Here is a 19332-nt window from a genome sequence, read left to right on the forward strand (position 1 = left end):
GTCAAGGGGGCGTCCACGCCTGGGAATCCCGGCGGCCGGCGAGGCGGACTGCGGCGCGGGCGGCGCGCAGTGCGCGAGGTCTCCCCAACTAGAGGAACATGTGACATAGTACTGCCGTGGCGAAGCGACTGACCTGCGATGTCGTGGTCGTCGGAGCCGGGATGGTGGGCGCGGCGTGCGCGCTGTACGCCACCCGGGCCGGCCTCGACGTCAGGGTGGTGGACCGGGGTCCGGTGGCCGGCGGCACCACCGGCGCGGGAGAGGGCAACCTGCTCGTCTCCGACAAGGAACCGGGGCCGGAACTCGAACTGGCGCTGCTGTCGGCTCGGTTGTGGGCGGACCTGGCGGAGGAACTGGGCACGGTGATCGAGTACGAGCCCAAGGGCGGCCTCGTGGTCGCCTCGACGCCCGCCGCCCTGGCCGCGTTGGCGGACTTCGCCGTGCGGCAGCGAGCCGCCGGAGTCACCGCCGATCCGGTCGGCGCGGACGAACTTCACGCGCTGGAGCCCCACTTGGCGCCCGGCATGGCGGGCGGCGTGCACTATTCGCAGGACGCCCAGGTCATGCCCGCTCTGGCCGCCGCCCACCTGCTTCGCGCCTCCGGTGCCCCGCTGCACACCGGCCGAGCGATGACGGGGGTGCTGCGGGCGGCGGACGGCGCGGTGTACGGCGTCCGCACCGACCGGGGCGACTTCCACGCGCCGGCGGTGGTGAACGCGGCCGGCACCTGGGGCGGCGACGTCGCGGCACTGGCGGGCGTCCGGCTGCCGGTGCTCCCCCGGCGCGGCTTCGTGCTGGTCACCGAGCCGTTGCCGCGGATGGTCCGGCACAAGGTGTACGCCGCGGACTATGTGGCCGACGTGGCGAGCGACTCGGCCGCCCTGCGCACCTCGCCGGTGGTGGAGGGCTCGGCCGCCGGGCCGGTTCTGATCGGCGCGACCCGTGAACGGGTGGGCTTCGACCGCTCGTTGTCCCTTCCGGCGGTACGGGCGCTCGCGGCCGGGGCGATCGGGCTGTTCCCGTTCCTCGAGCGGGTGCGCGCGCTGCGGACGTACGCGGGCTTCCGGCCGTACCTGCCCGACCACCTCCCGGCGATCGGCCCCGACCCGCGGGTCCCCGGTCTGTTCCACGCCTGCGGACACGAGGGCGCCGGCATCGGACTGGCCACCGGCACCGGGCAGTTGATCGCCCGGACGCTCACCGGGAAGACGGCGGAGCTGGATCTCACTCCGTTCCGGCCGGAGCGGTTCGACACCGACGGAGGCGACACGCCGTGAATCCCAGGGAGTTGGTCCGGGCCCGGCCGGCCGAGACCTGCACCGTCACCTTCGACGGCCGGCCTCTGGAGGCGCTGTCCGGACAGACCGTCGCGGCGGCACTGTGGGATGCGGGCGTGACGGCCTGGCGCAGCACCCGCGGCACGGGACGGCCGCGCGGGGTCTTCTGCGGGATCGGAGTGTGCTTCGACTGCCTCGTGACCGTCAACGGCCGTCCGAACCAACGGGCTTGCCTGGTGCCGGTACAGCCGGGCGATGTCATCCGCACACAGGACGGGACGGGACGGGACGGGACGATGGCTGAACGACCGCGTCTCGCCGTCATCGGCGCGGGCCCGGCAGGCCTCGCCGGGGCGCTGGCGGCTGCCGCACGGGGCATCCATGTCATCCTGGTCGACGCGGCCGACCAGGCGGGCGGACAGTTCTACCGGCAGCCCGCCCCGGCCCTCGGCGCGCGCCGGCCGCAGGCCCTCCACCACCAGTGGCGCACCTGGGAGCGGCTGCGGGACGGACTCGACCGGCACCGCGCCACAGGACTGATCAGTCATCTGACGGATCACCACGTCTGGTGCGTGCAGCGGGGTCCGGGGCCCGGCTCCTTCTGCGTGCACGCGCTGCACGGCCCCGCGCAGGAGGAGGGCGTCACCGTCCGCGCGGATGGGGTGCTGCTCGCCACCGGCGGCTACGAGCGCGTCCTGCCCTTCCCGGGCTGGACGCTCCCCGGGGTGGTCACGGCGGGCGGCGCGCAGGCCATGCTCAAGGGCGGGCTGGTGCTGCCCGGCCGTACCGCCGTCGTCGCCGGAACCGGGCCGCTGCTGCTGCCCGTGGCCACGGGCCTCGCCGCGGCCGGCGCCCGGGTGGCCGCACTGGTCGAGTCGGCCGATCCCCGAACGGTGCCGGCCCGGACGCGGGCCCTGGCCGCACAGCCGGACAAGCTCGCCGAGGGCGCCGGGTACGCGGCCCGGCTGCTGCGCCACGGGGTGCGCACCCTGCTCCGGTACGCCGTGGTGGCGGCGCACGGCACCGACCGGCTCGAGGCGGTCACCGTGGCCGCGCTCGACCGGGACGGGCGGACCAGGCCCGGCAGCGCCCGCCGCATCCCCTGCGACACCCTCGCCGTCGGCCACGGCATGCTGCCGCACACCGACCTCGCCGAGACGCTCGGCTGCACCCTCGCCGGCACCGCCGTACGGGTCGACGACGAGCAGCGCACCGATGTGCCCGGCGTCTGGGCCGCCGGGGAGACCACCGGCATCGGCGGCGCCGCCCTCGCGCTCGCCGAGGGCCACATCGCCGGACGCTCCATCGCCGCCCGACTCCACGGCACCGCCCCCGACCCGCGCCGCTGGGCCGCCGCCGCCCGGGCCAGGACCCGACTGCGGCAGTTCTGCGCGGCGCTCGACGCGGTCTGCGTACCGCCGGCCGGCTGGGCCGACGCGGTCACGGACGACACGGTGGTGTGCCGCTGCGAGGAGGTCACCGCCGGGGAGGTCCGTACGGCCGCGGGCCCGCTCGGCGCCTCGGACCTGCGCACCGTGAAGCTGCTCACCCGGGCCGGAATGGGCTGGTGCCAGGGCCGGATGTGCGCGCCCGCGGTGGCCGGACTGACCGGCTGCCCGCTCGCTCCGGGGCGCCGGCCGTTCGCACGGCCGGTGCCGCTCGGGGTACTGGCCTCGCTACCGGAACCGGACTGATCCGCTCCCTCGGGACAGGGAAGGCCACCCCACCGACTCAGTAATATGTCACACCCTACTGGAGGGCGAATCCCATGACCCACCCGCAGCACCGCCCCTGGCGCGGCATCCTGGTCGCCACCGCCCTGCCCCTGCGCGACGACCTCTCGGTCGACCACGACCGCTACGCCGAGCACTGCGCCTGGCTGGTCGAGAACGGCTGCGACGGCGTCGTACCCAACGGCTCGCTCGGCGAGTACCAGGTACTCACCCCCGAGGAACGGGCCCGCGTGGTGGAGACCGCCGTGGCCGCGATCGGGGGCGAGCGGGTGATGCCGGGCGTCGCCGCGTACGGCTCCGCCGAGGCGCGCCGCTGGGCCGAGCAGGCGGCCGAGGCCGGCTGCGCGTCGGTGATGCTGCTGCCGCCCAACGCCTACCGCGCCGACGAGCGGTCCGTCCTCGCCCACTACGCGGAGGTCGCGAGGGCGGGGCTGCCGGTGGTGGCGTACAACAACCCGATCGACACCAAGGTCGACCTGGTGCCCGAACTCCTCGCCCGGCTGCACGCCGAGGGTCATGTCCACGGGGTCAAGGAGTTCTCCGGTGATGTCCGCCGCGCCTACCGGATCGCCGAACTCGCCCCGGAACTGGACCTGTTGATCGGCGCCGACGACGTCCTGCTGGAGCTGGCCATGGCCGGCGCCAAGGGCTGGGTGGCCGGCTACCCCAACGCGCTCCCCCGGGCGTCGGCCGCGCTGTACCGTGCCGCCGTGGCCGGGGACCTCACCACCGCGCTCCCCCTCTACCGGCAACTGCACCCGCTGCTGCGCTGGGACTCACGGGTGGAGTTCGTGCAGGCGATCAAGCTGTCCATGGACGTCGTCGGGCGGTACGGCGGTCCGGTGCGCCCGCCGCGGGTCCCGTTGCCGCCCGAGCAGGAGGCCGCGGTCCGGGCGGCCACCGAGAAGGCCGTCGCCGCAGGGCTCGTCTGACAGGGAGACCGGAACATGCGCAGCAAGCTCGTCCTGCACGCCGTCGACTCGCACACCGAGGGCATGCCGACCCGTGTGATCACCGGCGGGATCGGCACCGTACCCGGTGCGACGATGAACGAGCGGCGGCTGTACTTCCGTGAACACCGCGACGACCTCAAGCGGTTGCTGATGAACGAGCCGCGCGGCCACTCCGCGATGAGCGGCGCGGTCCTGCAGCCCCCGAGCCGCCCCGACTGCGACTGGGGGGTCATCTACATCGAGGTCTCCGGCTATCTGCCGATGTGCGGGCACGGCACGATCGGGGTGGCCACCGTGCTGGTCGAGACCGGCATGGTGGAGGTCGTGGAGCCGGTGACCACCATCCGGCTCGACACCCCGGCCGGGGTGGTGGTCGCCGAGGTGGCGGTGGAGAACGGCACCGCGCGGAACGTGACGCTGAGGAACGTCCCGTCGTTCGCCGTCGCCCTGGACCGCAGGACCACCCTCCCCGACGGCCGCACGGTCACCTACGACCTCGCCTACGGCGGCAACTTCTACGCGATCCTCCCGCTCGACGCCTTCGGACTGCCTTTCGAGCGCTCCCGCAAGGACGACATCCTGGCGGCCGGCCTGTCCCTGATGAGCGCGATCAACGCCACATCGGAGCCGGTGCATCCCGAGGACCCGTCCATCCGCGGCTGCCACCATGTCCACCTCTACGCGCCCGGCGCCACCGCCCGGCACTCCCGCCACGCGATGGTCATCCACCCGGGCTGGTTCGACCGCTCCCCGTGCGGTACGGGTACGAGCGCGCGCATGGCGCAACTGCACGCGCGCGGCGAACTTCCGTTGCACACCGAGTTCCTGAACGAGTCCTTCATCGGCACCCACTTCACCGGGCGGCTGCTGGGCACGACCGAGGTCGGCGGGGTGCCGGCGGTGCTGCCCAGCTTCACCGGCCGGGCGTGGGTCACCGGGACCGCCCAGTACCTGCTGGACCCCGCCGATCCCTTCCCGGAGGGGTTCGTCCTCTAGACTCACCCCGGTGATGCGTGACATGGCACCGAACACGCCGGGCACGGACCTGCCCGCCCTCCCCCGGCTGAGCGGCCGGCGGAGCAGTTACCGCGAGCGAGTGGCCGACGCGCTGCGCGCCGCGCTGATCGCCGGCGAGCTGCGGCCCGGTGAGGTCTACTCGGCGCCCTCGCTCGCCACCCGCTTCGGTGTCTCGGCGACGCCGGTGCGGGAAGCGATGCTGGACCTGGCCAAGGAAGGGCTGGTCGACACGGTGCCCAACAAGGGTTTCCGGGTCACCGCCGTCTCCGACCGGCAGCTGGACGAGTACACGCACATCCGCGCGCTCATCGAGATCCCCACCGTGGTCGAGCTGGCCCGCACGGCCGACCGTGTCTCACTGGAGGCGCTGCGCCCGGCGGCCCGCGAGATCGTCACCGCCGCGGTGGCGGGGGACCTCATCGCCTACGTGGAGGCCGACACCCGCTTCCACCTCGGCCTGCTGGCCCTGGCGGGCAACGCCCATCTCGTCGAGGTGATCGCCGACCTGCGCAAACGCTCCCGGCTCTACGGACTCACCGCGCTGGTGGAGGCGGGCCGGCTGCTGTCCTCCGCCCAGGAGCATCTGGAACTCCTCGACGCCCTGCTGGAGCGCGACGGCAAGGCCGTGCACGAGATCATGACCCGGCATCTGGGGCACGTCCGCAGCCTGTGGGCGTCCACCGACTGATCTCGGCCGCCCCCGGCGTGCATCCCCCGAGGGCGGCCGGACATCTCACGGCGCCAAGGCCCCGGCACAACGCTTTTTGCGCGATCCGGCGGGTCCGACGGAACAAGGATCGGCGATTTTGCGCCAGATCGGCACATCCCCGACCATGGGCCCGTCCCGGCGATCCCGGGAACGTCAGTTCCATGAGAGGCGCACCCCCCATGCACAGCACCGGAACCGCCCCGCAACCGGCTCCGGCCCCCTCGGAGACCCGCGCGGTTCCCGTCGAGGACCCTCACGGCGACACCGGCAGGCACGCCCGCCGGTTCGGCCTGCCCGTCGCCACCGCTCTGGTGATGGGCAACATCATCGGCGGCGGCATCTTCCTGCTCCCGGCGTCCATCGCCCCCTACGGCACGGTCAGCCTGGTCGCCTTCGGTGTGCTGACCGTCGGCGCCATCGCCCTGGCCCTGGTCTTCGGCCGGCTCGCCGCGCGTGACCCGCGCACCGGCGGTCCGTACGTCTACGCCCGGGAGGCCTTCGGTGACTTCGCCGGCTTCCTCGCCGCCTGGTCGTACTGGATCACCACCTGGGTGTCCAACGCGGCGCTCGCCGTCGCCGCCGTCGGCTACCTCGACGTGCTGGTCCCGGTGGGCGGCCACCGCTGGACGGCGTGCCTGGCCGCCCTCGCCCTGCAGTGGCTGCCCGCACTCGCCAACTTCGCCGGCACCCGCTACGTGGGCGCCGTGCAGCTGGTGTCCACGGTGCTGAAGTTCGTGCCGCTGCTGCTCGTCGCGGTGGGTGGCCTGTTCTTCTTCGACCCGTCCCGGCTCGGGCCGTTCAACTCCAGTGGCCACGGCGCGGTCGGCGCGGTGTCCGCCTCCGCGGCCCTGCTGCTCTTCTCCTACCTCGGCGTGGAGTCCGCCGCCGTCAGCGCGGGCGAGGTCAGGAACGCCCGCCGCAACGTGGGGCGCGCCACCGTCATCGGCACCGCGGGCGCCGCGCTGGTCTACCTGCTGGGCACGCTGTCCGTCTTCGGCACCGTCGCGCACGACCGCCTGGTCACCTCCACGGCGCCGTTCTCGGACGCCGTGAACACGATGTTCGGCGGCAGCTGGGGCGGTACGGCGGTGGCGCTCGCCGCGCTGGTGTCGATGACCGGCTGCCTCAACGGCTGGACGCTGCTGAGCGCCCAGACGCCGTACGCCGCGGCGAGGGACGGACTGTTCCCGGCCGCCTTCGCGCGCCGCCGCCGGGGCGTGCCGACGGTCGGCGTCGGCGTGACCGTCGCCCTGTCCTCCCTGCTCACCGCCTACAACTACCTGTCGGGCTCGGGGAAGGTCTTCGAGGTCCTGGTCCTCGTCACCACGTTCACCGCGACCGTGCCGTACCTGCTGGCCGCCGCCGCGCAGATCTTCCACCTCGTCTCCGGGCGCGGACCGGTCGACCGGGCGCGGCTGGTACGGGACTCGGTGGTCACCGCGGTGGCGGCCGCCTTCTCCGTCTGGCTGATGGCGGGCGCCGGTTACGCGGCGGTGTACCAGGGCGTGCTGTTCCTGTTCGTCGGGATCATCGTCTACGCGGTACTGGCGGCACGACGCCAGCGACGCGAGGCGCCGACGGGCCGGGCGTAGGCGGCGGCGTCCCCCTGGTGGGGACGCCCCCCTTCCGCGCTTACGCGACCCGGAAACGACGAAGGGCCCCGTCCCACCGAAGTGGAACAAGGCCCTGGCCTGGGAAGGTACCCCAGGCACTCCGTCGGGACGACAGGATTTGAACCTGCGACCCCTTGACCCCCAGTCAAGTGCGCTACCAAGCTGCGCCACGTCCCGCCGCGGTCTCACCCGGGATGCCCCGTGTGATCACGCAGGTCAACCCTACCGCACCCGCGCCGGTGTCCGAGTCGGCCCCGCCGCTACGGCGTGTGTGGTGTGCTCGGGGCGGCGGACCGGGACCAGGAGGGCGGCGCCGGCCGCGGCCAGGCAGAGAAGGGCGAGCAGGGCCCAGCCGTGGGTGTAGCCGGAGGCGTAGGGAAGGCCGGAGGGCTGGAGCCGGCCGGTGACCAGGACGCTGGTGAGCGCGGCGCCGATGCAGCCGCCGATGGTGAACTGGCGGATGTGTGCCTCCGCTTCCACGACCCCCTCCCAGGAGGCAGCAGTGACGTCCACGCCGTTCCCCGTCGGCGCGATCGTGGCGACCCGCCGGCCGCACCGCAAGGACGCGGCCCGCAACTACGACGCCCTGCTGGCCGCCGCCCGGGAGGCCTTCGCGGAGCACGGCTCGGACGCCTCCCTGGAGGACATCGCCCGCCGGGCGGGCGTGGGTATCGGCACGCTGTACCGGAACTTCCCCACGCGCCGCGATCTCTTCGAGAGCGTCTACGCGGACGAGGTGAACGCCCTGTGCCAGGCCTCGGTGGAGCTGGCGGAGCGGGAGCCGTGGCAGGCCCTGACCGCCTGGCTGGACCGGTTCGCCGGCTACATGGTCACCAAGCGGGCGGTGCGGGAGGCCCTGAACAACGAGTCGGACATCTTCACGGCCTGCCGTGACTCCATGTACGCCGCCGGCGGCCCGCTGCTGGAGCGCGCGCAGCGGGCGGGCGTTGCCCGGGCGGACATGGACTTCGGCGATCTGCTGCGGATGGTCGCCGGGATCACGGCCACGGCGTTCGAGAACGACGACCAGCGCGACCGGGTCCTCGCCATCGCACTGGACGGGGTCCGCACCGGCCGCTGACCCCGCGCGGCGCGAGACCGGTGAATCGGGCGAGGCCGGGCGAGACGTCCCCCCGTGCCGGTGGCCTCCGTGGTCCTGCCGGCTCCCGCCCAGCGCCCCGGGCGCCTACTCGATGAACGCGTTCGCCACCACGACGAGCACTCCGAGCAGGGCGTCACCCACACCGGTGGCCACCGCGACCGCCCATCCGCGTCTCGCGCCCCGAGCCGTGACCAGACCCAGCACGAACAGCAGGGCGACGTTGAAGGCGAACACCGGGTACTCGACGCCGGCGGCGGGCCACCAGCCCCAGCCGGCTCCCGCGACGATCAGGACGGTGGGCAGCATGGCCACGACGAGCGGCCACTCACGGGTGAGGACGCGCAGGGCCTGCCGGCGGCGGCGGGGGCCGCGCTCGGCGATGTAGTGGGCATAGCCGTGCGCCAGTGCGGAGGCGAACCCGGTCACGAGCAGCCAGGCGGCGTCGTAGCGCCGGCTCTCCCTTGTGGTGTGCCCATGCTGGATGAGCGCCGCGACCATCGCACTGGCCAGGACGGCTCCGTAGACGCCGCCGAAGAGCAGGAGCGACCTGGGGTCGTGCGCGGACCGGTGGGGGACGGCCGCCGGGGTGTCCACCATGAGCTGCTCTCTTCGCGGCGTACGGAGACGGGCCCCTCAACGATCACCCGAGCCGCACGTCGCCGCCACTTCGCCGTTGGGCCGCGACGAAGTGTCCTGGCGCCCGCGCCGATGCCCCACACTCTGTCGACGTCCGGGGGCCGTCCGCCCCGGCTAGGGTCACCCCATGACGCACAGCTTCGCCCTCCACATCCCGGACGCCGGCCTCGAACCCGAGCCCCTCGACCCGGAGCAGATCGTCTCCGGTGACCCCGAGGTGACCGGGAAGGTGGTCTGGGAGTCGGCCGACGGCCGGCAGCTCCGCGGGATCTGGCAGATCACCCCCGGCGTGGTCACGGACACGGAGGCGGACGAGCTGTTCGTGGTGATCAGCGGCTCGGCGACGATCGAGGTCGAGGACGGGCCCACGCTGACGGTCGGCCCCGGCGACATGGCGGTGCTGCGCGCGGGCGACCGCACGACGTGGACCGTGCACGAGACGCTGCGCAAGGCCTACTCGATCAACCTGTGAGACCTGGGAGACCGGGCGGCGCCGCCGTCGTACCCCGGACCTCGAGGGTCGGTACGGCCAGTTGCACGCGTCCCTCTCCCTCCGGCCGTTCGAAGCGGTCCAGCAGACAGCGGGCGGCGCGCCGGCCGACCTCGTGCGGGGCGGTGTCGACCGTGGTCAGCCACACGTGCCGCAGCCGGGAGACGCCGGTGTTGTCGTAGCCGGCCACCGACAGGTCGCGCGGCACCCGAAGGCCCAGCTCCTCGGCCGCCGAGAGCGCCCCGATCGCGGCCATGTCATTGACGGCGAAGAGTGCGGTGGGCCGGTCGGTGCGGCCGAGCAGGCGTACGGTTCCCCGGTGGCCGCCCTCCTCCGTCAGGTCGCCGGGCTCCACGAGCGGTTCGGAGCCGTGCGCCCGCATGGCCGCTTCGAAGCCGCGCCGGCGCAGCGCTCCGACGGCACCATGGCCGGCGAGATGGGCGATCCGGCGGTGCCCGAGGCCGAGCAGGTGCTCGGTGGCGAGCCGGGCCCCCTGCTCGTCGTCCCCGGCGACGACGTCCACGCCCGCCGGCCGGGGCTCGCGGGCGCCCGCCACGACCACCGGTATCCGCCGCGCGAGCGCGTCGAGCCCGCGCGCGTCCGGGACCGTGCCGACCACCACCAGCCCGTCGACGCCGAGGTCCATGAAGGGTTCGGCGAGGTCGTGGCCCATCCGCCGGTTCAGGCGGGCGTCGGCGAGGAGCATGTGCAGGCCGGCCGCGTGGAGCAAGGAGTTCAGACCGTCGAGCAGGTCGACGAACCAGGGGTTGCGCAGGTCGTCCAGGAGGACGCCGACCGTTCGCGTGCGCCGCTCGCTCAGGCTGCGGGCGGCGGCGTTGGGCCGGTAGCCCAGCTCGCGTACGGCCCGCAGGACGGCGTCCCGCTTCTCCGCGCGCACCGGGCCCGAGCCGCGCAGCACCAGCGAGACCAGCGACTTCGACACTCCGGCCCGCTCGGCCACGTCGCGGATGGTCGGGGACCTCATGGGATGGACCGTTCCATGTGCCCGACCGGGCTGTCAAAGGCCCGGGGCGGGATGGACGCCCCTGCTTGACAGCCGCTTCATGTCCGGACATGGTGACCGGGACAGGAGATGGACCGGTCCAACAAGGGGCTGTCATGGTGGATGCAGTCGGTGTCGCCGTTGTCGGATTCGGCTGGATGGGCCGGGTGCACACCCAGGCGTACGCCCGTCTCCCGCACCACTACCCCCGACTGCCGTTGCGCCCGCGGCTGGTCACGGTCGCCGAAGAGGTACCGGGCCGGGCCGAGGAGGCCGCCGAGCGGTTCGGGTTCGCCTCCGCCACCCGCGACTGGCGGGAGGTGGCGGCCGACCCGCGCGTGCGGGCCGTCAGCATCACCGCGCCGAACTTCCTGCACCGCGAGATCGGTGTGGCGATGGCCGAAGCCGGCAAGCACATCTGGATCGAGAAGCCGGTGGGACTGACCGCCGGGGACGCCCGCGCGGTCGCGGACGCGGTCGCCAAGGCCGGCGTGCAGGGCGCGGTCGGCTTCAACTACCGCAACGCGCCCGCCGTCGAGGCCGCCCGCGAGCTGATCGCCTCCGGCGGGATCGGCACGGTCACGCATGCCAGCATCCGCCTGTTCAGCGACTACGCGGCCGACCCGGACTCCGCCCTGACCTGGCGGTACGAGCGGGAGCGCGGCGGCAGCGGGGTGCTCGGCGACCTGGCCTCGCACGGCGCCGACCTGGCCCGCTTCCTGCTCGGCGACATCGCCGCCCTCACCGCCGACACCGCGATCTTCGTGCCGGAACGGGCCCGCCCGGCCGTCGCCACCGCCGGCCACACCCTCGCCCGCGGCGGCGAGCCGGGTCCGGTCGAGAACGAGGACTACGTCAGCTGTCTGCTGCGCTTCGCCTCGGGCGCCCGCGGGGTGCTGGAGGCCTGCCGGGTCTCGGTCGGCGAGCAGAACAACTACGGCTTCGAGGTGCACGGCACCAGGGGCGCGGTGCTCTGGGACTTCCGCCGGATGAACGAACTCGGGGTCTGCCGCGGTACGACGTACCAGGACCAGCCGGTGAGCACGGTGTACGTCGGCCCGGGCGCCGGGGAGTTCGCCGCGTTCCAGCCGGGCGCGGCCAACGCGATGGGCTACGACGACCTGAAGGTCATCGAGGCGTACCGCTTCCTGCGGTCCATCGCCGAGGGCACGCCGTACGGCACGACACTGGCGGACGCCGTACACAGTGCGGCCGTGCTGGACGCGATGGCGCGGTCCGCTCAGCGCCGCTCCTGGGTGGACGTCGACGGAGACTGAGCGAGCCGGACGACTCCGGCGACGAGGGCGTCGACCACCGGCTGCGGGGGTGTGCCGGACGCACCGGTGGTCCGGGCCGGGAGCGGCAACTCCACCTGTACGCCGCCCAGGCGGGTCAGGTTGACCGGGTTCCCGGGGTGCAGGCCGCGCAGGGCGGCCGGGATCGCCTCCAGGTCCGTGACCGTCCGGAACCCGGGGGCGAGGGCGAGCAGTTCCTCGGCGAGGACGAGTGCCGCCGCACGGTTGCCGCCGCCCAGGAAGAGGGTGCGCGGCGCCCGGGGCCGCATGTGCCCGTGCAGGGAGACCGTGAGGCAGACCCGGCCCACGAACTCGCGCAGGAGCGCGCAGTGGTCCGCGGCCATGCGCGGGGACGGGATGTGCACGGGCCGCCGCGCCCCCGGCTGGGTGAAGACCAGGCTGGTGGCGCCGCAGCGGCGGCCCACGAGGTCCGCGAGCTCGGCCGTGCCTCCCTCATTGCTGCCGTGCAGCGCCAGCAGTCCGATGCCGCTACCCGCTACGAGGGTGGCGACCATCGGTACACCCTCGATCTCCACCTGCTCGGTGCGGGCCACGGCCTCTCCCTTCATCCGGCCGTCTGCGCGGGCAGGTTGTACGGCGTGACGACCTGGATCGCGGACGACGGCGCCGGCCCGGCCGGGGGCAGCGCGCCGTGCGCACGCATCACGAGGTGGCAGGCCTCGCGCAGGTCCTGACGCAGATCGTGGTGGAGGACCGCGGACAGCCGGTGCCCGCGCAGCAGGCGGGTGTTGTCGTGGTCGAGGTCGTGGGCGATGAACACCGCGCACGCGCGCCCGGCATCGGCGAAGGCCCGCAGGGTGGCGTTGTTGCCGCCGCCGATGGAGTACACGGCCCGGATCTCCGGATCACGGGCCAGGGCGGCGCGGACGAGGTCGTACTGCGTGGCGTCCAGGCCCTGTCCCTCGGCGATCTCGACCAGGGCCCGCTCGGGATGCCGGGACCGCATCACGCTCCGGAATCCCATCTCGCGCTCCTCCTCGTTGCGGAAGAATCCGCTGCTGAGGCTCGTGAGGACGTTGCCGGGCCGGTCGCCGAGCCACTGGCCCATCAGGTAGGCGGCGGTCGCGCCGGCCGCCCGGTTGTCGATGCCGACGTAGCCGAGGCGCCCGCTGCCGGGCAGATCGGTGACCAGGGTGACGACCGGTATCCCGGCGGCGGTGAGGCGGCCGACGGCCGCGGTGACCTCGGGGACGTCGGGCGCCTTGAGGATCACGCCCTGCGAGCCGCGCCGGGCGATCCGGTCCAGCGTCCCCACCGTCTCCGGCCCCGGGCCGGTCTCGCGGAAGTGGAAGCGGGAGCGGATCACCGCCGGATGCAGGGAGGGCAGCTCGGCCTCCAGGGCGGCACGCACGGCGGTGGTGAACCGCTCGGGCGCCTGCACGACGATGTCGACCATGAAGCTACTGCCGACCAGCCGGACCTGGGTGCGCTGCCGGTCCAGATCGGCGATCGCCCGGTGCACCTCCCGCGCGGTGCTCTCCCGCACCCCTCCCCTGCCGTTGAGCACACGGTCCACGGTGGCCTCGCTGAGACCCGCCTGACGTGCGATCTCCCGGATCGGGAACGGGTGGCCCACGGACCGCCTCCTTGAGGGGTTTTTGATGGCTGCCTGCTGGTTGTTCGAGGGGTTTGTACTGACAAGAATGGCAGGGCCGCGCCGCTTCCGGGCCCGAAAGAAGGACACCGGTGTGGGCTCCGGGGCGGCTGCGTGAGGAACTCCGGGCCGGCGGCGAACGCCGGGAGAGCTGAGGAACGACATGGAACCTCTCGACGGGCGTCCCGGCGGGCTTTCCGGCGGACTGCTGCGGGGCAAGGTCGTGCTGGTGAACGGCGGCAGCCAGGGGGTGGGTGCCGCGACCGCGCGGGCGGCCGTCCGCGAGGGTGCGGTGGTGGCGGTGACCGGGCGCCGGCCCGAGCCGGGCGAGGCTCTGGTGGCGGAGCTGACGGCCACCGGCGGCAAGGCGCTGTTCGTGCGGGCCGATCTGGCGGACGCCGCGCAGGCCAGGGCGTCGGTGGCCGAGGTCGTGGACGCGTACGGCCGGGTCGACTGCCTGGTGAACTCGGCCGGGCTGACTTCCCGGGGCACGCTGCTGGACACCACGCCGGAGCTGTTCGACGCGCACATCGCCATCAACCTCAGGGCGCCGTTCTTCGCGATGCAGGCGGCGGTCGCCGACATGGTGGCCCGCGAGGCGCCCGGCACGATCGTCAACATCATCACCTCGTCGGCGCACGGCGGGCAGCCGTTCCTCGCGCCGTACGTCGCCGCCAAGGCGGGCCTGGTGGGCCTGACCCGGAACGCGGCGCACGCCCACCGCTGGGACCAAATCCGGATCAACGGACTGAACATCGGCTGGACCGCGACCGAAGGCGAGGACGCCACCCAGCGGGCCTTCCACGGCGCCGGTGACGACTGGCGGGACCGGGCAGCGGCCCGGTTGCCGATGGGCACGCTCGGCCGGCCGGACGACATCGCGGACTTCGTGGTCTTCCTGCTGTCCGACCGCTCCGGCGTGGTCACCGGCTCGGTGATCGACTGGGACCAGAACGTACTGGGCGGACTGGACTGAAGGAGACCCGCCCGTCCGGCGTTCGGGGACGGGCCCGGAAGGCGACCGGGGTCCGGGCCGGAGCCCCGGCGGCGGACCGCAACCACACACAAGGAAGCAGCGAAGCAATGCGCATCGGAATCCTCGGCCTCGGCCGCATCGGCGCCTTCCACGCCGAGACCCTCTTCGGACTGGACGCCGTCGAGTCGCTCGTCGTCGCCGACCCGTTCACGGACGCCGCCAAGGCCGCCGCCGAGCGGTTCGGGGCCGAGGTCGCGGACTCGCCGGAGGCGCTGCTGGCGGCCGGGGTGGACGGCCTCGTCGTCGCCGCGGCCACCGATGCCCACCCCGCGCTGATCCGGGCGGGTGTGCAGGCCGGTGTGCCGGTCTTCTGCGAGAAGCCGGTGGCCCGCACCATGGCGGAGGGCGTGGAGGTGCTGAAGGCCGTGCGCGACAGCGATGTCCCGATCCAGATCGGCTACAACCGCCGCTTCGACGCGGGCTTCGCCGCCGCGCGGGCCGCGGTGCGGGCCGGCGAGCTGGGCAAGCTGCACACGGTCCGCTGCACCACGTTGGACCCGGCGCCGCCGCCGGCCGCGTACGTCGCCGCGTCCGGCGGGATCTTCCGGGACTGTTCGGTGCACGACTTCGACATCATCCGCTGGGTGACGGGCCGCGAGGTCACCGAGGTGTACGCGGTGGGCGGCAACCGGGGCGCCGACCACATCAGGGCGGCGGGCGACGCCGACACCACCGGCGCACTGCTCACCCTGGACGACGGCACCATCGCGGCGGTCTCCAACTCCCGTCACAACGGCAGGGGTTACGACGTGCGCATGGACCTGCACGGCTTCACGGACTCGATCGCCGTCGGCCTGGACGACAAGCTGCCGCTGCGCTCGGCGGAACCCGGGGTGACGTTCCCGGCCGGCACCCCGCACGACTTCTTCATGGACCGCTTCACCGACGCCTACCGCGCCGAACTCGCCGCGTTCACCGAGGTCGTCACCGGAACCCGCCCCTCCCCCTGCACGGTCGAGGACGCCCTGGAGGCGGGCTGGATCGCCGAGGCCTGCACCCGGTCGCTGCACGAGCACCGGCCGGTGACACTGGCCGAGGTGCGGGAGGACTGAGCCCACGCGGCGGCGCCGGGCCCGGGCCCGGCGCCGTACGGCTCGGCTCTGTCAGCCGCAGTAGCGGATCAGCCATTCGTCCGGGTTGTACGTGTCCCGCGCCGGGTCCGGCAGGGTCACCGGCCTGGTCTCCACCGTGTCCTCCGGGCGTATCCGCTCGGGCAGCGTGCCGAAGCGGTCGCGGCGCAGGGCCGACGCGTCGGTGGTCTCCTGGGGCGTGTGCCGAGGGTCCGTACGGTGTGTCATCTCGTCCTCCCGTCTTCGCGGGCGTCCCCCGTCACCGTGCACAACGCCCGCGTGCCCCCGGTTGGTTCCCGGACCTCCCCTGGCCGAATCCCGTGTGGTTGCGCAGGAACCAGGGCGGCCGGGGCCGCGCGAGCCGGCGCACGCCGTGCGCCGGGAACGGTCAGGCTCCGCAGGACCTGAGAAAACGGCGGGTGCGCAGCGCGATCGGCAGCGGCTCGTCCGGCTCGCACGGGTACATGTCCTGCTCGACGATGGCGAACAACTCCACGCCCAGCTGCTGCGCCGCCTCCAGCACCGGCCCCAACTCCGGTACACCCGAAGGTGGTTCACACATGACACCCCGCTGCACCGCGGGCCCGAACGGCACCTCGTTCGCGACCACCTCGGCGAGGACGTCCGGGTCGACCTGCTTGAGGTGGAGATAGCCGATGCGCTCGCCGTAGGTCTCGATCAGCTTGACGCTGTCCCCGCCGCAGTAGGCGTAGTGCCCGGTGTCCAGGCAGAGGTTGACCAACTCGGTGTCGGTGGAGTCGAGGAAGCGTTCGACGTGGTCCTCGGTGTCGATGTGGGTGTCGGCGTGCGGGTGCACGACGAGGTCGAGGCCGTACGTCTCCTTGACCTCGTGGCCGAGCCGTTCCATGCCCTTGGTCAGATGCGCCCACTGCCCGGCGGTCAGCTCCGGCGGCTCCAGGATCGCCGCGGTCCTGTCGTCCCGCCAGAAGGAGGGGATCACCACCAGGTGCCGGGCGCCCATCGCCTGGGTGAGCGCGGCCACCTGGCTGACGTGCGCCCAGGTCTCCTCCCAGACCGACGGGCCGCGGTGCATGCCGGTGAAGACCGTGCCCGCCGACACCCTCAGGTTCCGCTTGGCCACCTCCTCGGTGAGCCGTTCGGGGTCGGTGGGGAGGTAGCCGTAGGGGCCGAGTTCGATCCAGTCGTAGCCGGCCGCGTGGACCTCGTCGAGGAAGCGTTCCCAGGGGACCTGCCGCGGGTCGTCCGGGAACCAGACGCCCCAGGAGTCGGGGGCCGAGCCGACCCGGATACGGTCCAGAGGAGACGGGTTCGCCATGTCAGGTGGTCCCTTCGGGGGAGGCCGCCACCGGTGCGGAGAGGTCGCCCTCCTCAGGCAGCTCCTCCACGTCGACGCCGCGCACCTGGGCCAGTTCGTGCTTGAGCGCGGCGAGTTCGGCACCGCCCGCCATGTGGTTGGTCAGCTCCTCGAGGCTCACCGCGCTGCGGTCGGCACTCAATTCCAGGGTTCCCAGCCGCAGCACGCTGAAGTGGTCGCCGACCATGTAGGCGTGGTGGGGATTGTGGGTGATGAAGATGACGCCGAGGCCGCGGTCGCGGGCGGCGGCGATGTACTTCAGCACCACGCCGGACTGCTTGACGCCGAGCGCGGCCGTCGGCTCGTCCAGGATGAGGACGCGGGCGCCGAAGTAGACGGCGCGGGCGATGGCCACGCTCTGCCGCTGGCCGCCGGAGAGGGTGCCGATCGGCTGCTCCAGGTCGTCCAGGACGATGCCCATGTTGCGCAGTTCCTCGTCCGCGGTCTTCTTCATGCGGGCGATGTCGAGACGGCGGACGGGCCAGGGGCCCCTGGTCATCTCGGAGCCGAGGAAGAAGTTCCGCCACACCGGCATGAGCGGGACGGTGGCGAGGTCCTGGTAGACGGTGGCGATGCCCTTGTCGAGTGCCTCGCGCGGGGTGCTGAAGCGCACCGGCTGCCCGTCCACGAGGAACTCGCCCTCGGTGTGCTGGTGCAGTCCCGAGATGATCTTGATGAGGGTGGACTTGCCGGCGCCGTTGTCGCCGAGGACACAGGTCACCCGGCCGGCGTGGACCTGGAGGTCGACGCCGTGCAGGGCGCGGATGTTGCCGTAGGACTTGCCGGCGCCGTGCAGTTCGACCAGGGGTCCGTCCCCCGCGGGCGGGCCGTCCTGGAGGACGGCGCCGTGGGTTCCGGTTGCGTTGTCAGTCATCGGTCACCTCCGGGTCGCCGTGCGCTGGACCCATAGATTGATCAGGACGGCGCCGAGCAGCATCACGCCGAGGAAGGCCTTGAACCAGTCGGGGTTCCAGCCGGCGTAGACGATGCCCTGCTGCACCATGCCGAACATGAAGGCGCCGAAGACCGGGCCGATCGCGGAGCCGTAGCCGCCGGTGAGGAGGCAGCCGCCGATGACGGCCGCGGCGATGTAGATCAGCTCCTGTCCGACGCCCTCGCCGGACTGCACGGTGTTGAACGAGAACAGGTTGTGCATGCCGACGAACCAGGCGCCGAAACCGACCAGCATGAACAGGGAGATCTTGGTGAACCTCACGGGGACGCCGACGGCGCGGGCGCTCTCCTTGTTGCCGCCGACGGCGAAGATCCAGTTGCCGTACTTGGTGCGCAGCAGCACCCAGGTGGCGAGGGCGGCGAAGACGAGCCACCAGACCACGGTGATCTGCACTTGGACGCCGCCTACGTCGAAGGAGGAGGCGAAGATCTTCTTGGCCTGGCCGAAGCCGTCCATGTCACTGATGTCGTCGGTGGCGACGTTCCCGGTCACCAGCTTGGTCACCGCGAGGTTGACGCCTTGCAGGATCAGGAAGGTGCCGAGGGTGACCAGGAAGCTGGGCAGCCCGGTCCGCACCACCATCCAGCCGTTGAGGAACCCGATCGCCAGGGAGACGATCAGGGCGACGATCACGCCGGTCCACACGTTCAGGGTCAGCTGATAGCTGAGCATGCTCGCGGTGAGCGCCGAGGTGATCACGGCGACACCGGCGGACAGGTCGAACTCACCGCCGATCATCAGCAGGGCCACCGGGAGGGCCATGATCCCGATGGTCGAGGACTGGTAGAGGATCGTGGCCATCGAGCTGCCCTGGCGGACCGAGGGCGCGACGATCAGGAAGAAGACCAGTACGGCGGCGGCGCCGAGGAAGACGCCGACCTCGGGCCGGGCCAGCAGCCGGAGCGCCAGTGGGCGCCGGGCGGTGCGGCCGTCGGTCCCCTTGGGGCCGGACGCCGGCGGCCTGCCCACCGCCGGCTCTGCCTGCTGGGCCATGCTCATCACCGGGTGCCCTTCGCGGCGAACTCGGCGACCTTGTCCACGTTGGACTTGTCGACGAAGGCCGGACCGGTCAGGACCGGCGCCTCGCCACCGCCGCTGTAGTTGCCGTTGTTCTTGTAGAGCCACAGGGAGTCGACCGCCAGGTAGCCCTGGAGGTAGGGCTGCTGGTCGACGGCGAACTCGATGGAGCCGTTCTGGACGGCCTTGACCAGTTCCTTGTTGAGGTCGAACGTGGCCACCTTGGCCTTGCTGCCCGCGCCGCCCACGGACTGGACCGCGGTGACGGCGAACGGGGCGCCGAGGGTGACGACGGTGTCGATGGAGGTGTCCTGCTTCAGCTTCGCCGTGATGGTGGACTTCACGGACGGCATGTCGGTGCCGTTCACATACAGGGTCTCAGAGGTCGTTTTCACCTTAAATGCCTTGGTATCGGAGGATTTCTGTAGTGCCGGATGGCGGTGCGGAAAAGGCGGCAGATGCGGTCGGGGCTTCT

Annotated in this window: 19 protein-coding genes, 1 tRNA gene and 2 pseudogenes; 11 read left to right on the plus strand and 11 right to left on the minus strand. The window is 72.8% G+C overall.

The window, feature by feature from the left end; genetic code table 11:
- Nucleotides 1–116 precede the first annotated feature (116 nt).
- The 6 genes from AC07C1_RS34670 (at nucleotide 117) to AC07C1_RS34695 (ending at nucleotide 7281) form a co-directional block, all read left to right on the plus strand.
- Nucleotides 117–1277, plus strand: a complete 1161-nt coding sequence (locus AC07C1_RS34670) for an NAD(P)/FAD-dependent oxidoreductase (RefSeq protein WP_478945635.1) — start codon at nucleotides 117–119, stop codon at nucleotides 1275–1277.
- Nucleotides 1274–2971, plus strand: coding sequence for an FAD-dependent oxidoreductase (locus AC07C1_RS34675; RefSeq protein WP_478945637.1), 1698 nt, complete (start codon nucleotides 1274–1276; stop codon nucleotides 2969–2971). The genes AC07C1_RS34670 and AC07C1_RS34675 overlap by 4 nt, the downstream gene beginning before the upstream one ends.
- Before the next feature lie 74 nt (nucleotides 2972–3045).
- Nucleotides 3046–3942 carry a dihydrodipicolinate synthase family protein gene (locus AC07C1_RS34680; RefSeq protein ID WP_478945639.1) on the plus strand — a complete coding sequence of 299 codons (897 nt, stop codon included), beginning with the start codon at nucleotides 3046–3048 and terminating at the stop codon, nucleotides 3940–3942.
- Between the two features lie 15 nt (nucleotides 3943–3957).
- Nucleotides 3958–4959, plus strand: a complete 1002-nt coding sequence (locus AC07C1_RS34685) for a proline racemase family protein (RefSeq protein WP_478945641.1) — start codon at nucleotides 3958–3960, stop codon at nucleotides 4957–4959.
- A 13-nt stretch (nucleotides 4960–4972) separates the two neighbouring features.
- Nucleotides 4973–5668, plus strand: a complete 696-nt coding sequence (locus tag AC07C1_RS34690) for a GntR family transcriptional regulator (protein ID WP_478945643.1) — start codon at nucleotides 4973–4975, stop codon at nucleotides 5666–5668.
- Nucleotides 5669–5868: 200 nt separating this feature from the next.
- Nucleotides 5869–7281, plus strand: a complete 1413-nt coding sequence (locus tag AC07C1_RS34695) for an amino acid permease (RefSeq protein WP_478945645.1) — start codon at nucleotides 5869–5871, stop codon at nucleotides 7279–7281.
- 124 nt (nucleotides 7282–7405) lie between these two features.
- Here the strand turns inward: AC07C1_RS34695 and AC07C1_RS34700 are convergent.
- Together AC07C1_RS34700 and AC07C1_RS34705 are read right to left on the minus strand one after the other, a co-directional pair.
- Nucleotides 7406–7479, minus strand: a tRNA-Pro gene (locus AC07C1_RS34700).
- A 45-nt stretch (nucleotides 7480–7524) separates the two neighbouring features.
- Nucleotides 7525–7770 (minus strand): annotated as a pseudogene (locus tag AC07C1_RS34705) (MFS transporter); the annotation flags it as partial.
- 34 nt (nucleotides 7771–7804) lie between these two features.
- Here AC07C1_RS34705 and AC07C1_RS34710 point away from each other — a divergent pair.
- Complete coding sequence (locus tag AC07C1_RS34710; RefSeq protein WP_478945647.1) at nucleotides 7805–8383, plus strand: TetR/AcrR family transcriptional regulator; 579 nt, start codon at nucleotides 7805–7807, stop codon at nucleotides 8381–8383.
- 105 nt (nucleotides 8384–8488) lie between these two features.
- On the opposite strand, the gene AC07C1_RS34715 is transcribed toward AC07C1_RS34710, so the two are convergent.
- Nucleotides 8489–9001 (minus strand): hypothetical protein, encoded by a 513-nt coding sequence (locus tag AC07C1_RS34715; protein ID WP_478945649.1) that lies wholly within the window; start codon nucleotides 8999–9001, stop codon nucleotides 8489–8491.
- A gap of 166 nt (nucleotides 9002–9167) precedes the next feature.
- Here AC07C1_RS34715 and AC07C1_RS34720 point away from each other — a divergent pair, with 166 nt between their 5' ends.
- The gene (locus AC07C1_RS34720; protein WP_478945650.1) at nucleotides 9168–9512 is read left to right on the plus strand and encodes a cupin domain-containing protein; all 345 of its coding nucleotides are present in this window, start codon (nucleotides 9168–9170) and stop codon (nucleotides 9510–9512) included.
- On the opposite strand, the gene AC07C1_RS34725 is transcribed toward AC07C1_RS34720, so the two are convergent.
- Nucleotides 9502–10515 carry a LacI family DNA-binding transcriptional regulator gene (locus AC07C1_RS34725; RefSeq protein WP_478945652.1) on the minus strand — a complete coding sequence of 338 codons (1014 nt, stop codon included), beginning with the start codon at nucleotides 10513–10515 and terminating at the stop codon, nucleotides 9502–9504. The genes AC07C1_RS34720 and AC07C1_RS34725 overlap by 11 nt on opposite strands.
- Before the next feature lie 134 nt (nucleotides 10516–10649).
- On the opposite strand from AC07C1_RS34725, the gene AC07C1_RS34730 reads away from it, so the two are divergent.
- A complete protein-coding gene (locus tag AC07C1_RS34730) occupies nucleotides 10650–11810 on the plus strand; it encodes a Gfo/Idh/MocA family protein (RefSeq protein ID WP_478945653.1) in 1161 nt (386 codons plus the stop codon).
- Here the strand turns inward: AC07C1_RS34730 and AC07C1_RS34735 are convergent.
- Both AC07C1_RS34735 and AC07C1_RS34740 read right to left on the minus strand, forming a co-directional pair.
- Nucleotides 11774–12382, minus strand: a complete 609-nt coding sequence (locus tag AC07C1_RS34735) for a poly-gamma-glutamate hydrolase family protein (RefSeq protein WP_478945655.1) — start codon at nucleotides 12380–12382, stop codon at nucleotides 11774–11776. The two genes, AC07C1_RS34730 and AC07C1_RS34735, sit on opposite strands and share 37 nt — an antisense overlap.
- An 11-nt stretch (nucleotides 12383–12393) precedes the next feature.
- The gene (locus AC07C1_RS34740; RefSeq protein ID WP_478945657.1) at nucleotides 12394–13425 is read right to left on the minus strand and encodes a LacI family DNA-binding transcriptional regulator; all 1032 of its coding nucleotides are present in this window, start codon (nucleotides 13423–13425) and stop codon (nucleotides 12394–12396) included.
- A 181-nt stretch (nucleotides 13426–13606) separates the two neighbouring features.
- Between AC07C1_RS34740 and AC07C1_RS34745 the strand changes: the two genes are divergently transcribed.
- Nucleotides 13607–14419 carry an SDR family oxidoreductase gene (locus AC07C1_RS34745; RefSeq protein ID WP_478945659.1) on the plus strand — a complete coding sequence of 271 codons (813 nt, stop codon included), beginning with the start codon at nucleotides 13607–13609 and terminating at the stop codon, nucleotides 14417–14419.
- A gap of 107 nt (nucleotides 14420–14526) precedes the next feature.
- Nucleotides 14527–15531 carry a Gfo/Idh/MocA family protein gene (locus tag AC07C1_RS34750; RefSeq protein ID WP_478945661.1) on the plus strand — a complete coding sequence of 335 codons (1005 nt, stop codon included), beginning with the start codon at nucleotides 14527–14529 and terminating at the stop codon, nucleotides 15529–15531.
- Between the two features lie 51 nt (nucleotides 15532–15582).
- Here the strand turns inward: AC07C1_RS34750 and AC07C1_RS34755 are convergent, their stop codons facing one another.
- The 5 genes and pseudogenes from AC07C1_RS34755 to AC07C1_RS34775 all read right to left on the minus strand — a co-directional run.
- On the minus strand, nucleotides 15583–15777 hold the full coding sequence (locus tag AC07C1_RS34755; RefSeq protein ID WP_478945663.1) for a hypothetical protein: 195 nt from the start codon (nucleotides 15775–15777) through the stop codon (nucleotides 15583–15585).
- Nucleotides 15778–15937: 160 nt separating this feature from the next.
- Nucleotides 15938–16846 (minus strand): sugar phosphate isomerase/epimerase family protein, encoded by a 909-nt coding sequence (locus tag AC07C1_RS34760; protein ID WP_478945665.1) that lies wholly within the window; start codon nucleotides 16844–16846, stop codon nucleotides 15938–15940.
- A 1-nt stretch (nucleotide 16847) separates the two neighbouring features.
- Complete coding sequence (locus AC07C1_RS34765; RefSeq protein ID WP_478945667.1) at nucleotides 16848–17759, minus strand: ATP-binding cassette domain-containing protein; 912 nt, start codon at nucleotides 17757–17759, stop codon at nucleotides 16848–16850.
- Between the two features lie 3 nt (nucleotides 17760–17762).
- Entirely contained in the window at nucleotides 17763–18839 is a 1077-nt protein-coding gene (locus AC07C1_RS34770) for an ABC transporter permease (RefSeq protein ID WP_478945669.1), read from the minus strand.
- Nucleotides 18839–19237: pseudogene (locus AC07C1_RS34775) on the minus strand (substrate-binding domain-containing protein); the annotation flags it as partial. The pseudogene AC07C1_RS34775 and the gene AC07C1_RS34770, both read right to left, overlap by 1 nt.
- Nucleotides 19238–19332: the final 95 nt, after the last annotated feature.

The organism is Streptomyces sp. NPDC045022 (assembly GCF_056432605.1).